A 19,027-nucleotide genomic window follows, 5' to 3' on the forward strand; every position below is an offset into this window, starting at 1 on the left:
ATCATCCCGCTCGGCGAGAAGAGTGGCCGAAACTTTCTTTTGTTCGGAAAGCGGCAGGGGGGCCAATGTCCAGGAACAAGCTCGGTGTGATCGGCGCGGCGCTCACGCTCGCGGCCGGTGTCCTGTCCGGATGCAGCGGCGGCGAGGCCGTCGACGTCGGTGACGGCGGTGCCGGGGGCGCGGGGGGCGTCCTCAACGCCGCGATCGGTGGCGAACCGGACCAGCTCGACCCGCACAAGACGTCCGCCTACTACAGCTTCCAGGTCCTGGAGAACGTCTACGACACGCTCGTCGAGCCGGACGCCGACCTGAAGATGGTGCCGTCGCTGGCCACCAAGTGGACCACCAGCGCCGACCAGCTCACCTGGACGTTCACCCTGCGCGACGGGGCGAAGTTCTCCGACGGGTCGCCGCTGACCTCGGAGGACGTGGTCTACTCCTACGAGCGGATCATCAAGCAGAAGCTGAACACCGCCTACAAGTTCGCCACCGTCAAGTCGGTCACCGGCCCCGACCCGGCCACCGTCGTGGTGACGCTGACCGCGCCCACCCCCAACCTGCTGGCCAACCTGGGCGGCTTCAAGGGCGTGGCGATCGTGGAGAAGTCCAACGTGGAGTCCGGCAAGGTGAAGACCGCGCCGGTCGGCAGCGGCCCGTTCAAGGTCGCCGGCTACACCTCGGGTGACAGCATCAAGCTGGTCCGCAACGACACCTACTGGGGCGACAAGCCGAAGCTCGACGGCGTCACCTTCACGTTCGTCAAGGACCCGACCGTCGCGCTGCAGAACCTGCGCAGCGGCCAGGTGCAGTGGACCGACAACCTGCCGCCGCAGCAGGTGAAGTCGTTGCGCGACGGGGACGACCCGGTGGTGAAGACCGCGCCGTCGACCGACTACTGGTACGTGGCGCTCAACGAGGCCCGCAAACCGTTCGACAACCCCGAGGTCCGCCGCGCGATCGGCTACGCGCTGGACCGGGAGGCGATCACCAAGGCGGCCAAGTTCGGTCTCGCCACGGTCAACCAGACCGCCATCCCGCGCGACAGCGCGTTCTTCTACGACTACGCGCCCTTCTCGCACGACCCGGCCAAGGCGAAGCAGATGCTCGGCCAGGCCGGCGTCGGCAACCTCACCATGGACCTGATGGTCACGAGTGAGTACCCGGAGACGGTCACCGCCGCCCAGGTCATCGCCGCGCAGCTCAAGGACGTCGGGATCACCGTGAAGATCCGTACGCTGGACTTCGCCCAGTGGCTCGACGAGCAGGCCAAGGGGAACTTCGACGGCTTCATGCTCGGCTGGCTGGGCAACGTCGACCCGGACGAGTTCTACTACGCCCAGCACCACAGCGGCGGCACGTTCAACTTCCACAAGTACGCCAACCCGGCCGTGGACAAGCTGCTCGACACCGCCCGCACCGAGACCGACCAGGCCGCCCGCAAGCAGGCGTACGACCAGGCGGCGAAGCAGATCGTCGACGACGCCAGCTACCTCTACCTGTACAACCCGGACGTGGTGCAGGGCTGGTCGAAGAAGGTCTCCGGCTACGACGTCCGCAGCGACCGGGCGATCCGGTTCCGCACGGTCGCCCTCGGCAAGTGACATGACCCGCTTCGTCCTGCGGCGGGTCCTCCAGTCCGCGGTCGTGCTGCTCGGGGTGACCCTGGTGGTCTTCCTGCTGCTGCAACTCGTGCCGGGGGACCCGGTGCGGGTGGCGCTCGGCACCCGCTTCGACCCGCAGACGTACGAGGCGCTGCGCTCGCGCGCCGGCCTCGACCAGCCGCTGCCCGTGCAGTACGCCAGCTACCTCGGTCACGCGCTCACCGGCGACCTCGGGGTCAGTTTCCGCACCGGTCAGCCGGTCAGCCGGATCGTGCTGGAACGACTGCCGGCGACGCTGTCGCTGGCGCTCACCGCGGTGGTGTTCGCGCTGCTGGTGGCGTTCCCGCTGGGCATCGTCGCGGCGGTGCGCAGCGGCTCGGCGGTCGACCACGCGGCGCGCGTGTTCAGCCAGTTCGGCGTCTCGGTGCCCGACTTCTGGATGGGCATCATGGGGATCATCCTCTTCGCCGGTGTGCTGGGCTGGCTGCCGCCGTCGGGCTACGTGGCGCTCACCGAGGACCCGGGCCGGTGGGCGTCGCACGTGGCGCTGCCGGCGGTCACCGTCGGCCTGGTCACCGCGTCGATCCTCACCCGGTTCATCCGCTCCTCGGTGCTGGAGGTCCTCTCCGCCGACTACGTGCGCACCGCCGAGGCGAAGGGGCTGCGCAACCGGGTGGTGATCCTGCGGCACGTGCTGCGCAACGCGCTGATCCCGGTCGTCACCGTGGTCGCGGTGCAACTGGCCAGCCTGCTCGGCGGCGTGATCGTCATCGAGGTGCTGTTCGCCTGGCCCGGCATCGGCCGGCTCACGTTCGACGCGGTCCAGGCCCGCGACTATCCGGTCCTGCAGGGCGCCGTGCTGCTCGTGGCGGCACTGTTCCTGCTGGTCAACCTGCTGGTGGACATTCTCTACGCCCGCCTCGACCCGAGGATCACGGTCAAGTGAGCGGCGCATCCGAGAGCACCAGGCGTCGCGTGCTGGACGCGCTGCGCCGCGACCCGCTCGCCGTCGGCGGCACGCTGGTCCTGCTGCTGCTGGTCGTGGTGGGCGTCGCCGGTCCCTGGCTGGCTCCGTCCGGCGTCAACGACGTCGACGTCGACGCGATGCTGCGACCACCCAGCGGGGCGCACCCGTTCGGCACCGACGAGCTGGGCCGGGACGTGCTCAGCCGGGTGCTGGTCGCGGCGCGCGTCTCGCTCCAGGTCGGCGTGGTCAGCGTCGGCATCGCGCTGGTCGCCGGCGTGACGCTCGGGCTGTTCGCCGGCTACTACCGGGGCTGGCTGGACAGCGTGCTGATGCGCTGCATGGACGTGCTGTTCGCGTTCCCGGTGCTGCTGCTGGCGGTGGCCATCGTGGCGGTGCTCGGGCCCGGCCTGCTCACCGCCATGGTCGCCATCGGCGTGGTCTACACCCCGATCTTCGCCCGGATCACCCGTGCCGGCGTGCTGGCCGTCCGCGAGCAGGTCTTCGTCCGGGCCGCCGTCTCCATCGGCGCGTCCGACCTGCGCATCATGCGCCGGCACGTGCTGCCCAACATCGCCGCGCCGCTGATCGTGCAGACGTCGCTGTCGCTGGCGTTCGCGATCCTGTCCGAGGCGGCGCTGTCCTTCCTCGGGTTGGGCATCCAGCCGCCGGCGCCGGCCTGGGGTCGGATGCTCTTCGACGGGCGGGGCTTCGTCACCGACGCCTGGTGGCTGGGCGTGTTCCCGGGCGCGGCGATCTTCCTGACCGTGCTCGCGTTCAACCTGGTCGGTGACGCGCTGCGCGACGTGCTCGACCCCCGCCAGCTCACCCTCAGCGAGGCCCGCAGGAGCACCACCGCATGAGCGAGCGCACCGAGCGAAGCGAGGGCCACGAGCGCATGCCCAGCCAGCACCGCATGAGCGAGCGCACCGAGCGAAGCGAGGGCCACGAGCGCATGCCCAGCCAGCACCGCATGACCAGTGGCGATGCCGTGTTCTCCGTCGAGGACCTCACCGTCACCGTCGGCACCCGGCGCGGGCCGGCCCGCGCCGTGGCCGGCGTGTCCTGGCAGGTGCGGGCCGGCGAGACGTTCGCGCTGGTGGGCGAGTCGGGCAGCGGCAAGAGCATGACGCTGCTCGCGGCGACCGGCCTGGCGCCACGCGCCGCCACGGTCACCGGCCGGGTCCGGCTGCTCGACACCGAGCTGAGCGCGCTGCCCGACGACCGTCGGCGCAGGCTGCGCGGACGGCACGTCGGGTTCGTGTTCCAGGACCCGATGACCTCGCTCAACCCGGTGCTGCCGGTCGGCCGGCAGGTCACCGAGGCGGCCGAGGCGCACCTCGGGCTGACCCGCCGCGCCGCCCGGGCCCGGGCGGTGGAGCTGCTCGACCTGGTCGGCATCCCGTCCGCCGCGCAGCGGGTCGACGCGTTCCCGCACCAGTTCTCCGGCGGCATGCGCCAGCGCGTCGTCATCGCCATGGCGCTGGCCTGCGAGCCGGACCTCCTGATCGCCGACGAGCCGACCACCGCGCTCGACGTCACCACCCAGGCGCAGATCGTCGAGCTGGTCGCCGACCTCCAGCAGCGGCTCGGCACCGCGGTCGTCTGGGTCACCCACGACCTGGGCGTGGTCGCCGGCATCGCGGACACCGTCGCGGTGATGTACGGGGGGCGGATCGTCGAGCAGGGCCCGGTCGACGCGGTGTTCGACGCGCCGACGCACCCGTACACCCGGGCGTTGCTCGCGGCGCGGCCGGACCCGGCCCGCCGGGGGGAGGACCTGGTGGCGATCCCGGGCGCCCCGCCGAGCCCGCTCGACCTGCCGCCGGGCTGCGCGTTCTGGCCGCGCTGCCCGGTGCGCGCCGACCCCCGGTGCGAGCACGAGCTGCCCCCGCTGACGCCGGTCGGTGACGGGCACACCGTCCGCACCTTCTATCCGGGAGAGACGCCATGACAGCGGCGGACGTGGTCGCCGAACTGGACGACCTGGCGGTGCACTTCCCGACCCCGGCCGGCGTGGTCCGCGCCGTGGACGGCGTCACGCTGGCGGTCCGCCGGGGCGAGACGCTCGGCCTGGTCGGTGAGTCCGGCAGCGGCAAGTCCACCGCCGGCCTGGCGCTGATGCGGCTGGTCGACCCGACCGCCGGCCGGGTCCGGGTAGCCGGCGCGGACGTGACCCGGTTGTCCCGGCGTCGCCTGCGCGGCATGCGCCGGCACGTGGCGATGGTGTTCCAGGACCCGCAGGCGTCGCTGGACCCGCGCCGTACGGTCGCGGACAGCGTCGCCGAGCCGCTTGTGGTGCACCGGCTGGCCACGTCCGCCGCCGCCCGCCGGTCCCGGGTGGCGGAGCTGCTGGAGCTGGTCGGCCTGCGGCCGGAGACCGCCGACCGGCACCCGCACGAGCTGTCCGGCGGCCAGCGTCAGCGGGTGGGGGTGGCCCGCGCGCTGGCCGGTGAGCCGGACCTGATCGTGCTGGACGAACCGATCGCCTCGCTGGACCTGAGCGTGCAGGCGCAGATCATGAACCTGCTCCGGCGGCTGCAACGCGATCTCGGGCTGACCTACCTGTTCATCGCGCACGACCTGGCGGCCGTCGAGCACATGAGCGACCGGATCGCGGTGATGTACCTGGGCCGCATCGTGGAGACCGGCCCACCGGAGCGGATCTACCAGCGGCCGGCGCACCCGTACACGGCGGCGCTGCTGTCGGCGGTGCCGGTGGCCGATCCCCGCGTCGAGCGGGAACGCCGGCGCATCGTGCTCTCCGGTGACATCCCCAGCCCGGTGGACCCGCCCAGCGGTTGCCGCTTCCGTACCCGCTGCCCGCAGGCCCGCGACGCGTGTGCCGGGACCGATCCGGCGTTGGCCGAGGTCGGTCCCGGCCAGCACGCCGCCTGCCTGTTCCCGCTGGACGGCGTGCTTCGCCCCACCGGCGGGCGGCGACCGGACGGCGGGCCGGACCGGGACGGCGGCGCGGCGTAGGCTCACCGGGCCGCCGTCGCCCGCAGGAGCCGCCCGATGACGTTCACCACCCGGCCGACGCTGCGCGGCACGTTCGGCATGGTCTCCTCGACGCACTGGCTGGCCAGCCAGTCCGCGATGGGCATGCTGGAGCGCGGCGGCAACGCGTTCGACGCCGCGGTCGCCGCCGGTTTCGTGCTGCACGTGGTCGAGCCGCACCTCAACGGTCCCGGCGGCGAGGTGCCGGCGATCCTCGCCACGGCCGGCGATCCCACCCCGCGGGTGCTCTGCGGCCAGGGCCCGGCCCCGGCCGGCGCCACCGTCGCGCACTTCCGCGCGCTCGGTCTGGACCTGGTGCCCGGCGCCGGCCCGCTCGCCGCCGTGGTGCCCGGCGCGGTGGACGCCTGGCTGCTCCTGCTGCGCGACCACGGCACCCGCACGCTCGACGAGGTGCTGGAACCGGCGATCGGCTACGCCGCCGCCGGTCATCCGCTGGTCGGCGCGGCCGGGCAGACCGTGGCGCGGGTCCGGTCGCTGTTCACCGAGCACTGGCCGACCTCCGCGCGGCTCTGGCTGCGCGACGGCCGCCCGCCCGCGCCGGGGGAGATGGTCACCAACCCGGCGTACGCGGAGACGCTGCGCCGCCTGGTCGAGGCCGGGCGGGATGCCGGGGCGGACCGGGTGGCGCAGATCGAGGCGGCCCGGCGCGCCTGGCGGGAGGGTTTCGTCGCCGAGGCGATCGACCGGTTCAGTCGCCGCCCGTTCCGGGACTCCAGCGGTCGCCCGCACGCCGGCCTGGTCACCGGCGACGACCTGGCCGGTTGGTCGGCCACCTGGGAGGAGCCGGTCACGCTCGACTGGCGGGGGCACACCGTGGCGAAGACCGGTTTCTGGGGCCAGGGCCCGGTGCTGTTGCAGGCGTTGGCGACGCTCGACGCGCTCGACGATCCCCGCGCGCTGGACCCGTCCACGGTGGACGGCATCCACGCCCAGGCCGAGGCGCTGAAGCTCGCCTTCGCCGACCGGGAGGCGTGGTACGGCGACACCGACGTACCGGGCGCGGCGCTGCTCTCGTCGGCGTACGCCGGTGAGCGGGCCGCGTTGATCGGCGAGCGCGCCGCGACCGGGCTGCGCCCCGGTCACCCGGCGGGCGCGTCGCCGCGGCTTCCGGCGCACCTGCGCGCGCACGCCGCTCGGCGGACCGGCCCGCAGGACCCGAGCACCGGCGAACCGACGGTACGCGCGGACGGGGTGACCCGCGGCGACACCTGCCACGTCGATGTGGTGGACCGGTGGGGCAACATCATCTCGGCCACCCCGAGCGGCGGCTGGTTGCAGAGTTCGCCCGTCATCGAAGAGCTGGGCTTCCCGCTGGGCAGCCGGTTGCAGATGTGCTGGCTGGAGGAGGGGCTCGCGTCGTCGCTGCGGCCGGGCCGGCGTCCGCGTACCACGTTGAGCCCGACGCTGGTGCTGCGGGACGGCGAGCCGGTGCTGGCCTGCGGCACGCCCGGCGGCGACCAGCAGGACCAGTGGCAGTTGCTGTTCCTGCTGCGTCACCTCGCCGGCGGGCAGGAGTTGCAGGAGGCGATCGACGCGCCGGCGTGGCACACCACCAGCCTGCCGGCGTCGTTCTACCCGCGTGAGGTCGAGCCGGGTGTGCTGGTGGTGGAGGACCGGATCGACCCGGACGTGCGGGCCGCGTTGCGCGCGAAGGGCCACACCGTGCGCCGCGCCGACCCGTGGAGCCTGGGCCGCCTGTGCGCCGTCACCCGCGACCCGGCCACCGGCGTCCTGTCCGCCGCCGCCAACCCCCGAGGCGCCCAGAACTACGCCACCGGCCGCTGACCCCCCGTCCCGTCCCACCCCACCCCTCCCTCGCCGCGTCGATCTTGCAGATTCGGCCCCGGCATCGCGGACGAATCGGGCTTCCGCCGGGCCGCAACTGCAAGATCGCGGGGGAGAGGGAGGGGTGGGGGGAGTGGGGGTGGGGGGTGGTGTCGAGTAGGTGCTCGGTCCGGGTGAGCAGGGCGGCCATCGCGGCCGGGGTCCACGTGGAGCGCCACGGCTCGTCCGCCCAGACGCTCGACCGGCCGGTGGTGGCCGCCAGCAGCCGGGCCAGCAGCCGACCGTGCGATCGCTCAGCCGTCGATCCGGGTGATGTTGCGGATCTTGTTGGCGGCGTCCAGCGCCGCCACCTTGTACGCCTCGGCCAGCGTCGGATAGTTGAACACCGCGTCGAGCAGGTAGTCGACCGTCCCGCCGCAGCCCATCACCGCCTGCCCGATGTGGACGATCTCGGTGGCGCCGGTGCCGAACACGTGCACGCCGAGCAGCCGCCCGTCCGTCGGCGAGACGAGCAGCTTCAACATGCCGTACGGGTCGCCGACGATCTGCCCCCGGGCCAGTTCCCGGTAGCGGGCGATGCCCACCTCGAACGGGGTGGACGCCTCGGTCAGCTCGTCCTCGGTCTTCCCGACGAAGCTGATCTCCGGGATGGTGTAGATGCCGATCGGCTGGAGTTCCGGCATCGCGCGGGCCGGTTCCCCGCAGGCGTGCTGCGCGGCCAGGCGACCCTGTTCCATCGAGGTGGAGGCCAGCGCCGGGAAGCCGATGACGTCGCCGACGGCGTAGATGTTCTCGACCGCGGTGCGGTAGTCGGCGTCGACCTGGATCCGGCCGCGGTGGTCGGCGGTGAGCCCGGCCGCCTCCAGCGCGAGTGCGTCGGTCTGCCCCTGGCGGCCGGCGGAGTACATCACCGTGTCGGCGACGATCTTCTTGCCGCTGCGCAGCACGCAGAGCGCGGCGGTGCGGTGCTTCTCCACCGAGGCCACCTCCTCGCCGAAGCGGAAGGTGACCGACAGGTCCCGAAGGTGGTACTTGAGCGACTCGACGATCTCCTCGTCGCAGAAGCCGAGCATCCGTTCGCGGCGCTCCACCACCGTCACCTTGGTGCCGAGCGCGGCGAACATCGAGGCGTACTCCATCCCGATCACGCCGGCGCCGACCACGACCATGCTGCGCGGCACGGCCTGCAGGTTGATGACGCCGTCGGAGTCGACGATCGTCCGGTCGTCGAAGTCGACGCTGTCCGGGCGGGCCGGGCGGGTGCCGGCGGCGATGACCGCCTTGTCGAAGCTGACCCGGGTCTCCCGGCCGGAGCCGGCGTCGACCCAGACCGAGTGCGCGTCGGCGAAGCGGCCGGTGCCGGTGATCATCGTGACCCGGTTGCGGGCCAGTTGGTCGCGGATCACGTCGGTCTGCCGGCCGATCACGTGCTGGGTCCGGGCGGCCAGGTCGGCGACCGTGATGTCCTCCTTGACCCGGTAGCTGCTTCCGTAGAGGTCACGCTGGCTGAGCCCGGTCAGGTAGAGGACCGCCTCGCGCAGCGTCTTGGACGGCACGGTGCCGGTGTTGATGCACACCCCGCCGAGCATGTCGCGACGGTCCACGACGGCGACGCGACGGCCCAGCTTGGCCGCGGCGATAGCCGCCTTCTGTCCACTTGGTCCGGAGCCCAGCACCAGCAGGTCGTAGTCATACACGCCCGACAGCCTGGCAGCATGTCCCGGCGGACGCCAGCGGAGGGGCCCCCAGAAGTGGATCTTTCCCGTATGGTGCGCTGATGCGTCGCCGCGTACCGCTGATCCTGCTTCTCGCGCCGCTGCTCGCCGCCGGGTGCACCACCGACCCCGCCGCGCCGGCCGCCGACCCGTCCACTCCGCCGACCACGCCCGCTCCGACCGTTCCCGCCGTCGACTACACCGCCTGGCAGGCGGGCCGTTCCACGCCGGTGGCCGACAAGGTCTACCCGGCGCGGGGCACCGACGCGCTGGACGTCCTGCACTACGACCTGGCGGTGGAGTGGGCGCCGTCGACCCGGACCCTCACCGGCGTCGCCACGCTGCGGATCCGTCCGGTCCGGGACGCGCCGAACCTCGTGCTCGACTTCATGCCTTACCAGCTCGACGGCGTGACGCTGGACGGCACACCGGTCACCGCCGCGGTGGCCCGGGAGAAGCTCACGGTGACCGCGCCGGTCGTGGCCGACAAACCGGTGACGCTGGTGGTCGAGTACCACGGCCGGCCGCGGACCACGCCGATGCCGTCGCACCGCAAGGACGTGGAGGACCTCGGCCTCACCGTCACCAAGGAGGGCGGCCTCTGGACGATGCAGGAGCCGTTCGGGGCGTTCACCTGGTACCCGGCGAACGACCAGCCCGCCGACGAGGCGCTCTACGACATCCGGGTGACCGTGCCGGCGGGGTGGACCGCGATCGCCGGCGGCACCCCGGCCGGGCAGTCCGGCACCACGTTCTCCTACCGCAGCGCCGACCCGGTCGCGACGTACCTGACCACGCTCGCGGTCGGGAAGTACCAGAAGCTGACCGCCAAGGGGCCGCGCGGCGTGCCGCTGACCTACTGGTACCGCAAGGGCGCCGACGACGATCTGGTGCCGTACCTGAAGAAGTCCCCGCAGTACCTGGCCTGGCTGGAGAAGAAGTTCGGCCCGTACCCGTTCCCCTCCGGCGGCGTCGTGGTGGTGGACTCGGCGTCGGGCATGGAGACCCAGCAGATGATCACGATGGGCGGGAAGATCGAGGACACCCGGGCCCGCCGGGACCGCTGGGGCAGCGACCTGCTGCACGAGTACGCCCACCAGTGGTTCGGCAACTCCGTCACGCCCACGAGCTGGACCGACCTGTGGCTGAACGAGGGCTGGGCGAAGTACGCCCAGGACCTGTACACCCAGGAGACGCTGAAGCTGAGCGCGGCGAGCCTGGACCGCTACCTGCGCGAGGGCGACGCGGTCCTGCGCAAGAAGCTGGGCCCGCCCGGCAAACCCGACCCGAAACGGTTCGCCGAGGGCAACGTCTACCTCTGCCCGGCGGCCATGCTCCGCGAGATCCACCGGCAGGTGGGCGACAAGACGTTCTTCGTGCTGGCCCGCGCCTGGGTGCAGGACCAGCGCAACACCCAACAGGACCGCGCGTCGTTCATCGCGTTCCTCAACGAGCGGACCGGCCGCGACTTCACCGAGCTGGTCAACGCCTGGCTGGACTCGAAGACCACGCCGAAGCAGATCAAGGTCGGTTGACCGGGTCCGGGGCCCCGCGGATCGGCGGGGCCCCGGACCGGGCTCAGCGGCCCTGGAGCGCCCGGACGTTGTCGCCGAACGTCCAGCCCTTCGACCCGTCCCAGTTGATCGACCAGGTCATCAGGCCCTTGAGTCCCGGCACTCCGTGCCACGCCTGGCTGACCAGCGACGGGCTCAGGTAGCCGCCGCCCGCGCCGGGCTGCGCCGGCAGGCCGGGGACCTGCTTGTCGTACGGGACGCGGATGGTGACGCCCTGGACGGTGAGCCCGTTGTTCAGGCACTGCGTCTGCACCGTGAAGCCCTGCACCGTGCCGGCCGGGTACGAGTCACCGGCGCAGCCGTACATGGAGCCGTTGTAGTACTGCATGTTCAGCCACCAGAGCCGGCCGTTGTCGGCGTACTTCCTGACGATCGGCAGGTACGCGCCCCAGATCGAGCCGTAGGTGACGCTGCCGCCGGTGACGTACGCGGTCTCCGGCGCCATGGTGAGCCCGAAACCGGCCGGCATCTGGGCCAGCACCCCGTCGATGATGCGGATCAGGTTGGCCTGCGACGGCGAGAGCTGGTTGATGTTCCCGCTGCCGGTCAGCCCGGTCTCGATGTCGATGTCGATGCCGTCGAAGTTGTGCCGTTTGAGGATCGGCACCACGGTGGCGACGAACCGGTCGGCGACGGCGGCGGAGCTGAGGTCGATGCCGGCGGCGGCGCCGCCGATGGAGAGCAGCACGGTCAGGCCGGCGGCCTTGGCCTGACAGACCTGCGCCGGGGTGGGCACCCGGACGCCGGCGTCCATGCCGTCCTCCCAGAGCACGGTGCCGTCGGCGCGGATGACCGGGAACGCGGCGGTGACCACGTTGTAGCCGTGACCGGTGATCCGGGCGTCGGTGACCGGGATCCAGCCGAGTCCGGGGTGCACGCCGTTGGCCGCGCCGTCCCAGTTCTCCCAGTAGCCCTGGAGCACCTTGCCGGTCGGCCGGGACCGCAGCGCACAGGTGTCACCGCCCGGCGTGGACGTCGCGGTCGGGGTCGGCGTGGGGGTCCGGGTGGGGGAGGGGGACGCGGTGGGACTGGGCGTGGGTGACGGTGGCCGGGTGGTCGGGCTGGGTGACGGTGTGCCGCCGGTGCAGGCGCCGAGATCGGTCCAGAGCGCCGGCACGGCGGCCGGCGTCCAGCCCGCGCCGACCGGCGGGGTGTGCGTGACCAACGCTTGGTAGAGCCGGCCGGCGTAGCTGGCCCGGCTGCCGGCGGTCCAGGTGACGCCCTCGGCCCAGGCCGGCGCGTCGCAGGCCACCAGCGCGGTGGGGTTCGCGGCGGCGGCGAAGCCACCGGCGGCGGGCAGGGCCACGGTGGCGGCGAGCAGCGCGACGCCACCGAGCAGAGCGGTCGTCCCACGTCCGAGTCGCATGACATACCTCCTCATCAATGCGGCGGAGGTTATCAGTTAACTTTGTTAAGTGTAAATGCGCAGTAGTCTGTCAGCACTTGATTCAGGGTCTGAAATGCGGGCCGCCGACGCGCGGCCCCGGGGAAGGACGGCGGCGAACGTGGACGCCAGACGCACCACGGTGCGCGACATGCGCCGGGCCAACCGGTCGGTCCTGCTCACCCGGATCTGGCTGGACGGCCCGCTCAGCCGGCACGAGCTGGGCCAGTCCACCGCGTTGAGCCTGGCCAGCGTGAGCAACCTGGTCGGCGAGATGATCGCCGAAGGGTTGGTCGAGGAGGCCGGCTCGGTGGAGTCCGACGGCGGTCGCCCCCGGGTCCTGCTGCGGGTCGCCCCCGGCCACGGCTACCTGGTCGGCGCCGACGTGGGCGAGACCCGGGTGCAGGTCGAGCTGTTCGACCTGACCATGACCGCGCTGGCCAAGGCGGAGTACCCGATCGCCGCCGCCGAGCCCGACCCGCGACAGGTCGCCAGGCACCTGCTGCACGGCCTCGCCGCGGTGACCGAGCAGGCGGGCGTCGACCCGGCCGCGGTGCTCGGGTTCGGCGTCGCCGTCTCCGGCACGGTCGAGCGCGCCGCCGACGCGGTGGTGCACGCGCAGACGCTCGGCTGGGACGGCGTCCCGCTCGGGGCGATGCTGCGCGCCGGCACCGACGTGCCGGTGCACATCGACAACGGCGCCAAGACGCTCGGCCAGGCCGAGATGTGGTTCGGCGCCGGCCGTGGCGTCCGGCACGCGGTGGTCGTCCTGGTCGGGTCCGGCGTCGGGGCGTGCGTGGTCGCCGACGGCGTCGGCTATCGCGGCGCGCACAGCAGCGCCGGCGAGTGGGGTCACACCACCATCGTGTACGGGGGCCGGCGCTGCCGCTGCGGCAACCTCGGCTGCCTCGAGGCGTACGTCGGGGCGGAGGGGGTGCTCGACCGGTTCCGGCGGGCCAACCGGGGCCGCCCGGCGCCCGGCGGGGACGAGGAGAGCGCGTTCGGTGACCTGCTGCGCGCCGGCAGCCGCACCGCCGCCACGGTGATCGACGAGACGGTCGGCTACCTCGGCGCCGGCCTGGCCAACCTGGTGAACCTGTTCAATCCGGAGCGGGTGGTGCTGGGCGGCTGGGCCGGGCTGGCGCTGGGCGAGCGCCATCTGCCGGCGATCCGCGAGGCGACCGCGCGCCACGCGCTGCGCCAGCCGTACGCGCAGACCTCGGTCGAGCTGTGCCGGCTCGGACCGGACGCGGTCGCGATGGGCGCGGCCACCCTGCCGATGGCCCGGCTGCTGCGCGACGGCGGCGTGCGCCGCGAGCCGGCGGTCCGGCCGGCCCCGGCGCGGCGGTCGCCGGGCCGCTGACCGGCCGGACCGGCGTCACCCGCGGCAGCGGCCGGACCGGCGTCACCGCCGGCCCGGCCACCCGGGAGGTCAGGACGGCAGCGTCCACTTCTGGTTGGCGCCGCCGGTGCAGCTCCACAGTTGTGTCTTCGCTCCGTCGGCGGACGTGTTGCCGGTGACGTCGAGGCACTTGTCCGCCTGCGGGTTCACCAGGTCCCGCCCGGCGGTCGCGGTCCACTGCTGGGCGGCGCTGCCGTTGCACGCCCACAGCTGCACCCTCGTGCCGTCGGCGGTGCCGCCGCCGGCCACGTCCAGGCACTTGCCGAGCGCACGCAGCGTCCCGTCGGCGGCCCGGGTCCAGCGCTGGTTGGCCGCCCCGGTGCAGCTCCAGATCTGCACCGGCGTGCCGTCGGCGCTGGCGTTGTCGGTGACGTCCAGGCACTTTCCGCCGATGCCGGTGACCGGGCCGGTCGGCGTCGCGCCGCCGCCGGACTGGGTGCCGGACCAGGTGAACGTGGCGGTGGTACGGGCCGGCAGCGTGTAGCTGAAGGACTGCCCGCCCCACACCACCCGGACCGACTGCGCGGACGTGCCGCCGTTGTGCGCCAGCAGCGCCTTGGAGCCGTCCGGGTTGCGGTACGCCACGTTCTGCACCGTGCCGTTGGCGGTGGAGTCGATCCGGGTCGCGCCGGGCCGGACGAATTTGGTCAGGTGGCCGGTGGTGTAGTACTCGATCGTGTAGTCGACCTGGCCGGCCCGGGCACCGCCCTCCTGCACGGTGATCAGGCCGGTGCAGGTGCCGCAGCCGCCGTTGTGCGGGCCCATGTTCTGGTTGACCGCGAGGCTCCACTTCACCACGCTGCGGCTCCAGTTCCGGGAGTAGTTCACGATGTCGGCCATGTCCTCGTTGTGCTGGTTGGTGATCCAGGTGCCGCCGGAGTGCTCGGTGCTGAACTGCGGCACCGCCGGGTACTGCGCGCGCACCTGGCTGCCGACCGCCGGGTCGCCGAAGTAGCCGTGCCAGGCGATGCCGCCGAAGAGCGGGTCGGTGCGGACCACGCTGTCGGCGAGCAGCCCGGAGCCGATGGTGCCGTAGTCGCCGTAGTTCCAGTCGTGCACCAGCACCTTCGTGTTGATCCCGGCGGCGCGGAACGCCGGGTAGACGAAGTTCTTGGTCAGCTCCGTCAGGCCGGAGGCGTTCCAGCTCATGCCGGGGTAGTCCATCGCGGTGGGGTTGCCGGACTGGCAGCAGTTCGGCTCGTTCTGCACCGACAGGTAGTCGACGGTGACGCCGCGAGCGGCGTACGCCTGAATGGTCCGGACCAGGTACTGCGCGTAGGTGGCGTAGTGCTCCCACTTCAGCCAGCCCATCTGGTCCATCCGGCCGTTGTCCTTCATCCAGCCGGGCGCGCTCCACGGCACCACCATCACCCGCAGCGCCGGGTTGAGCTGGCGGGCCTGCGCGGTGAGCAGCTCGACGTTCGTGTCGTAGCCGTTCGCGCCGAAGTCGTTGAGGTCGCAGCAGGTGTCGTCGAGGGACACGTTGCCGGGCCGGGACAGGTCGGACGCGCCGACCGGGTTGCGGACGAACGACAGCCCGATCCCGTCGGTGGGGCTGAACAGCTTGCGCATCACCGCGTCCCGGGTGGCCGCGCTGATCGGGCCGCCGCGCAGCAGGTACGCGGTGGTGTCGGTGATGGACGCGCCGGCGCCCTCGAACGGCTGGTAGCGGGTGTTCTCGTCGACGGTGATGGTGTGCGTGGCGCCGGGGCTGGTGGCGGCGAAGGCGAGCGGGCTCTGCTGTTGCAGCCCACGGGTGACAGTCCGGCCGCCGCTGTCGGAGGTGGCGGTGAGCCAGACGTCGACGCGTTCACCGGCGGCGTGGGCCGCGGTGGTGGGGGCGAGGGCGCCGGCGGTGAGGCAGAGCGTCAGGGCGACGCGGCCGGCGAGGCGGGCAACGGTGGTGGGGGACACGGGTGCTCCTTCCGGATGAATAGACATCCGTGAATGAGCGAACCGTTGTTCCGGGCTTATGTCAAGACATGAAAGAAAGGGGCGGCCGCCCGGGAAGCTCCGCGTGGCCGCCCCCTACGCCGGATCAGCGCCGCTCGCGCGCTCGCCGGACGGTGTCGCGGTACCACAGCGCGCTGCGCTTCGGGGTGCGGCGCTGGGTGTCGTAGTCCACCCGGACGATGCCGAACCGCTTGTCGTAGCCGTACGCCCACTCGAAGTTGTCCAGCAGCGACCAGGCGAAGTAGCCCCGCACGTCCGCGCCCGCCTGCCGGGCCCGGGCCACCGCCCGCAGGTGCTCGGTCAGGTAGTCGACCCGGTCGTCGTCGGCCACGAACCCCTCCGCGTCCGGCTCGTCGTCGAACGCCGCGCCGTTCTCGGTGATCACCATCGGCACGCCCGGGTAGTCGCGGTGCAGCCGCACCAGCAGGTCGGTGAAGGACTCCGGGACGATCTCCCAGTCCATCGCGGTGCGCGGCAGGTCCCGGCGGACCACCCGGCGCACCGGCCGGCCGTCGTCGTCGCGCTCCCGGCCCTGCTCGTCCACGCCGGAGTGCAGCTGCCCGAAGTAGTAGTTCACGCCCAGCACGTCGATCGGGGTGGCGATGACGTCCAGATCGCCGTCCTCGACCGGGATCCGCACCCCCTCGGCCGCCAGGTCCTCGATCACGTCCTGCGGGTACGACCCGCGCAGCACCGGGTCCAGGTAGAGCCGGTTGCCCAGCCCGTCCGCCGCCCGCGCCGCGTCCCGGTCCGCCGCGCTGTCGGTCGCCGGGTCGGCGGTGGACAGGTTCACGGTCAGCCCCAGCTCGATCGGCGTCTGCGCGACCGTGCGCAGCCGCTGGCTGGCCAGCCCGTGCCCGAGCAGCAGGTGGTGCGCGGCGGCGATGCCGTCACCCAGGTTCCGCCGGCCGGGGGCGTGGTCGCCGTAGGCGTACCCGAGCATCGCCGAGCACCACGGCTCGTTCAGCGTGGTCCAGGTGCGGACCCGGTCGCCGAGCGCGGCGAAGACCAGCTCCGCGTAGTCCGCGAAGCGGTACGCGGTGTCCCGGTTCGGCCAGCCGCCGGCGTCCTCCAGCTCCTGCGGCAGGTCCCAGTGGTAGAGCGTCACCCACGGGTCCACGCCGCGGCCGAGCAGCTCGTCCACCAGCCGGTCGTAGAAGCCCAACCCGGCCGCGTTGGCCGGCCCGCGCCCGCCCGGCTGCACCCGCGGCCAGGCCACCGAGAACCGGTAGGTGTCCAGCCCCAGGTCGGCGATGAGCGCCACGTCCTGCGGCATCCGGTGGTAGTGGTCGCAGGCCACGTCGCCGTGGTCGCCGTTGGCCACCGCTCCCGGGACCCGGCAGAAGGTGTCCCAGATCGACGGCGTGCGACCGTCCTCGGCCACCGCGCCCTCGATCTGGTACGACGACGTCGCCACCCCCCACCGGAAGGTCGGCGGCAGCGTGTCGATCGGGTCGGCCTGATCGACGCTCGGGCGGTTGAGGTCGGTGTCCATGGTTCTCCTCGCGGTAGCGGTGGGCTCGGACTTCTCAGCGGGGCAGGGGGGCGACGGCCGGGTGCAGCCAGCACGCGACGGCCCTGGTCGGATCGTCGACACCGGGTGGGCCCAGCACCGGCAGGCGCTCGTCGCACGGCGTGAACGCCTTCGGGCAGCGCGGGTGGAACGCGCAGCCGGCCGGCATGGCGCGCAGGTCCGGTGGGGAGCCGGGGATGCCGGTCAGCTCCCGGCGCGGCCCGTGCAGCGCCGGGAACGAGTGCAGCAACCCCTCGGTGTACGGGTGCAGCGGCTCGGCGTACAACCGGGCGGCGGGCGCCTCCTCGACGATCCGGCCGCCGTACATGATGGCGATCCGGTCGGAGAACTCCACCAGCAGCGACAGGTCGTGGGTGATGAACAGCACCGCGAAGCCGAGCCGTTCGCGCAGCTCGGTGAGCTGGCCGAGGATCTGTCGCTGCATCACCACGTCCAGCGCGGTGGTCGGCTCGTCCATGATGACCAGTTGCGGCTCCAACGCCAGCGCCATGGCGATCATGACGCGTTGCCGCATGCCGCCGGAGAGCTGGTGCGGGTAGCTGTCCAGCCGGTCGGCGGCGATCCCGACCAGCCGCAGCAGGTCCTTCGCGCGGGCCAGCCGGCCGGCGGCGGTGCTCCTCGGCTCGTGCGCCTTGATCACGTCGAGGAGCTGGGTGGAGACCCGGTGCACCGGGTTGAGCGAGTTCATCGCGCCCTGGAACACGATCGACGTCTCCGCCCAGCGGAACTCACGCAGCCGGGCGGGGCTCAGCGTGAGCACGTCCACCGGCGGGCCGTCGGTCGGGTGGTAGATCACCTGGCCGCCGCTGACCACGCCGGGTGGCGGCAGCAGCCGGGTCAGCCCGTACGCCAGGGTGGACTTGCCGCTCCCGCTCTCCCCGGCCAGGCCGAGCACCTCGCCGCGGTGCAACGTCAGGTCCACGTCGCGGACCGCCCGCACCGCGTCCGCGCCGACGCCGTAGTCGACGCACAGTCCCCGGATCTCCAGCACCTGGTCGCTCACCTGAGCCTCCCTTCGTTCGCGACTGCGGGGCTCCGCTCCGCTGCACTCCTCGCGCTCACGGCTCGACGTCCTTTCGGGTGTCCTGCATCTCGACGGGGGCCGCCGTCGGGGCCAGCACGGGGGTGAAGCCGACCCGCATCCGGACGGTCCGGCCGTCCGCGGTGCGGATCCGGGTCCGACCGCCGGTGCGCAGCCGGGGGCTGACGAACTCGTCGATGCCGAAGTTGATCAGCGCGAGCGCGGTGCCGAGCAGCGCGATGGCCAGCCCGGCCGGCACGAACCACCACCACGCGCCCTGCGCGAGCGCCTGCTGGCCCTGGGCCCAGAACAGGATGGTGCCCCAGTTCCAGGAGCTGACCGACGAGATGCCGATGAACGCCAGGGTGATCTCCGACATCACCGCGAAGATCACCGTGCCGACGAAGCCGGAGGCGATGATCGCGGTCAGGTTCGGCAGGACCTCGAAGCCGATGATCCGCCAGGTCCGCTCGCCGTTGGCCCGCGCCGCCTCGACGTAGTCGCGGCGCCGCAACGACAGCGTCTGGGCGCGCAGCACCCGGGCGCCCCACGCCCACGACGTGAGCCCGATGATCAGCGCGACCAGCAGGTCACCGGCCTGGTCGACGAGCGACGCCACGATGATGATCAGCGGCAGCGCCGGGATCACCAGGAACACGTTGGACAGCGCGGAGAGGCCCTCGTCGGCCGCGCCGCCCAGGTAACCGGCGGTCACCCCGATCAGCACGGACAGGATCGTGGCCAGCACGCCGGCGATCAGGCCCACCACCATCACGCTGCGCGCGCCCACCAGGATCTGGCTGAAGATGTCCTGCCCGAGGTGGGTGGTGCCGAACCAGTGCCGGGTCGACGGCGCCTGGAGCACGTCCGCGCCTCGCGCGTCCGGGTCGTACGGCGCGATCCACGGCCCGATGACCGCCAGCAGCACGTACACGCCGAGGATGGCCAGGCCGGTCGCGGCCTTGGCGTTGGCCACGAAGCGGAACCGGCGGCGCCGCGCCCGGGCCGACGGCTGCGCCATCGCGCCCTGGCCGGGGATGACCTGCTCGATGCTCGACGGGGAGATTGTCATC

14 protein-coding genes are annotated in these 19,027 nt (G+C 72.7%); 8 read left to right on the forward strand and 6 right to left on the reverse strand.

Annotated features, from left to right (window positions below):
* Nucleotides 1–65 precede the first annotated feature (65 nt).
* The 6 genes from AB0B02_RS18585 to AB0B02_RS18610 all read left to right on the forward strand — a co-directional run bounded on the left by AB0B02_RS18585 (nt 66) and on the right by AB0B02_RS18610 (nt 7,371).
* Nucleotides 66–1,601: an ABC transporter substrate-binding protein gene (locus tag AB0B02_RS18585; RefSeq protein ID WP_357301772.1), complete on the forward strand. Its 1,536-nt coding sequence runs from the start codon at nt 66–68 to the stop codon at nt 1,599–1,601.
* Between the two features lies 1 nt (nt 1,602).
* A complete protein-coding gene (locus tag AB0B02_RS18590; protein WP_357301775.1) occupies nt 1,603–2,547 on the forward strand; it encodes an ABC transporter permease in 945 nt (314 codons plus the stop codon).
* Nucleotides 2,544–3,428, forward strand: coding sequence for an ABC transporter permease (locus AB0B02_RS18595; RefSeq protein WP_357301778.1), 885 nt, complete (start codon nt 2,544–2,546; stop codon nt 3,426–3,428). The genes AB0B02_RS18590 and AB0B02_RS18595 overlap by 4 nt, the downstream gene beginning before the upstream one ends.
* A gap of 110 nt (nt 3,429–3,538) precedes the next feature.
* The gene (locus AB0B02_RS18600; RefSeq protein WP_357302034.1) at nt 3,539–4,519 is read left to right on the forward strand and encodes an ABC transporter ATP-binding protein; all 981 of its coding nucleotides are present in this window, start codon (nt 3,539–3,541) and stop codon (nt 4,517–4,519) included.
* On the forward strand, nt 4,516–5,547 hold the full coding sequence (locus AB0B02_RS18605) for an ABC transporter ATP-binding protein (RefSeq protein WP_357301781.1): 1,032 nt from the start codon (nt 4,516–4,518) through the stop codon (nt 5,545–5,547). The genes AB0B02_RS18600 and AB0B02_RS18605 overlap by 4 nt, the downstream gene beginning before the upstream one ends.
* A gap of 36 nt (nt 5,548–5,583) precedes the next feature.
* Entirely contained in the window at nt 5,584–7,371 is a 1,788-nt protein-coding gene (locus tag AB0B02_RS18610) for a gamma-glutamyltransferase family protein (protein ID WP_357301784.1), read from the forward strand.
* Nucleotides 7,372–7,664: 293 nt separating this feature from the next.
* On the opposite strand, the gene sthA is transcribed toward AB0B02_RS18610, so the two are convergent.
* Nucleotides 7,665–9,068 (reverse strand): Si-specific NAD(P)(+) transhydrogenase, encoded by a 1,404-nt coding sequence (sthA, locus tag AB0B02_RS18615; RefSeq protein ID WP_281941117.1) that lies wholly within the window; start codon nt 9,066–9,068, stop codon nt 7,665–7,667.
* Between the two features lie 80 nt (nt 9,069–9,148).
* On the opposite strand from sthA, the gene AB0B02_RS18620 reads away from it, so the two are divergent.
* A complete protein-coding gene (locus AB0B02_RS18620; RefSeq protein ID WP_357301788.1) occupies nt 9,149–10,621 on the forward strand; it encodes a M1 family metallopeptidase in 1,473 nt (490 codons plus the stop codon).
* Between the two features lie 43 nt (nt 10,622–10,664).
* On the opposite strand, the gene AB0B02_RS18625 is transcribed toward AB0B02_RS18620, so the two are convergent.
* Nucleotides 10,665–12,026 (reverse strand): glycosyl hydrolase family 18 protein, encoded by a 1,362-nt coding sequence (locus AB0B02_RS18625; protein WP_281941121.1) that lies wholly within the window; start codon nt 12,024–12,026, stop codon nt 10,665–10,667.
* Between the two features lie 139 nt (nt 12,027–12,165).
* On the opposite strand from AB0B02_RS18625, the gene AB0B02_RS18630 reads away from it, so the two are divergent.
* The gene (locus AB0B02_RS18630) at nt 12,166–13,407 is read left to right on the forward strand and encodes an ROK family transcriptional regulator (protein WP_281941123.1); all 1,242 of its coding nucleotides are present in this window, start codon (nt 12,166–12,168) and stop codon (nt 13,405–13,407) included.
* Nucleotides 13,408–13,476: 69 nt separating this feature from the next.
* Here AB0B02_RS18630 and AB0B02_RS18635 read toward each other — a convergent pair whose 3' ends face one another.
* The 4 genes from AB0B02_RS18635 to AB0B02_RS18650 form a co-directional block, all read right to left on the reverse strand.
* A complete protein-coding gene (locus AB0B02_RS18635) occupies nt 13,477–15,360 on the reverse strand; it encodes a ricin-type beta-trefoil lectin domain protein (protein WP_357301792.1) in 1,884 nt (627 codons plus the stop codon).
* A 124-nt stretch (nt 15,361–15,484) separates the two neighbouring features.
* On the reverse strand, nt 15,485–16,894 hold the full coding sequence (locus tag AB0B02_RS18640) for a GH1 family beta-glucosidase (protein ID WP_357301795.1): 1,410 nt from the start codon (nt 16,892–16,894) through the stop codon (nt 15,485–15,487).
* 34 nt (nt 16,895–16,928) lie between these two features.
* Nucleotides 16,929–17,936, reverse strand: a complete 1,008-nt coding sequence (locus AB0B02_RS18645) for an ABC transporter ATP-binding protein (RefSeq protein ID WP_281941126.1) — start codon at nt 17,934–17,936, stop codon at nt 16,929–16,931.
* A 55-nt stretch (nt 17,937–17,991) separates the two neighbouring features.
* Nucleotides 17,992–19,026, reverse strand: coding sequence for an ABC transporter permease (locus AB0B02_RS18650; protein WP_281941128.1), 1,035 nt, complete (start codon nt 19,024–19,026; stop codon nt 17,992–17,994).
* Nucleotide 19,027: the final 1 nt, after the last annotated feature.

Origin of the sequence: Micromonospora sp. NPDC049240 (assembly GCF_040647835.1) — a bacterium.
Taxonomy (GTDB): Bacteria; Actinomycetota; Actinomycetes; order Mycobacteriales; family Micromonosporaceae; genus Micromonospora.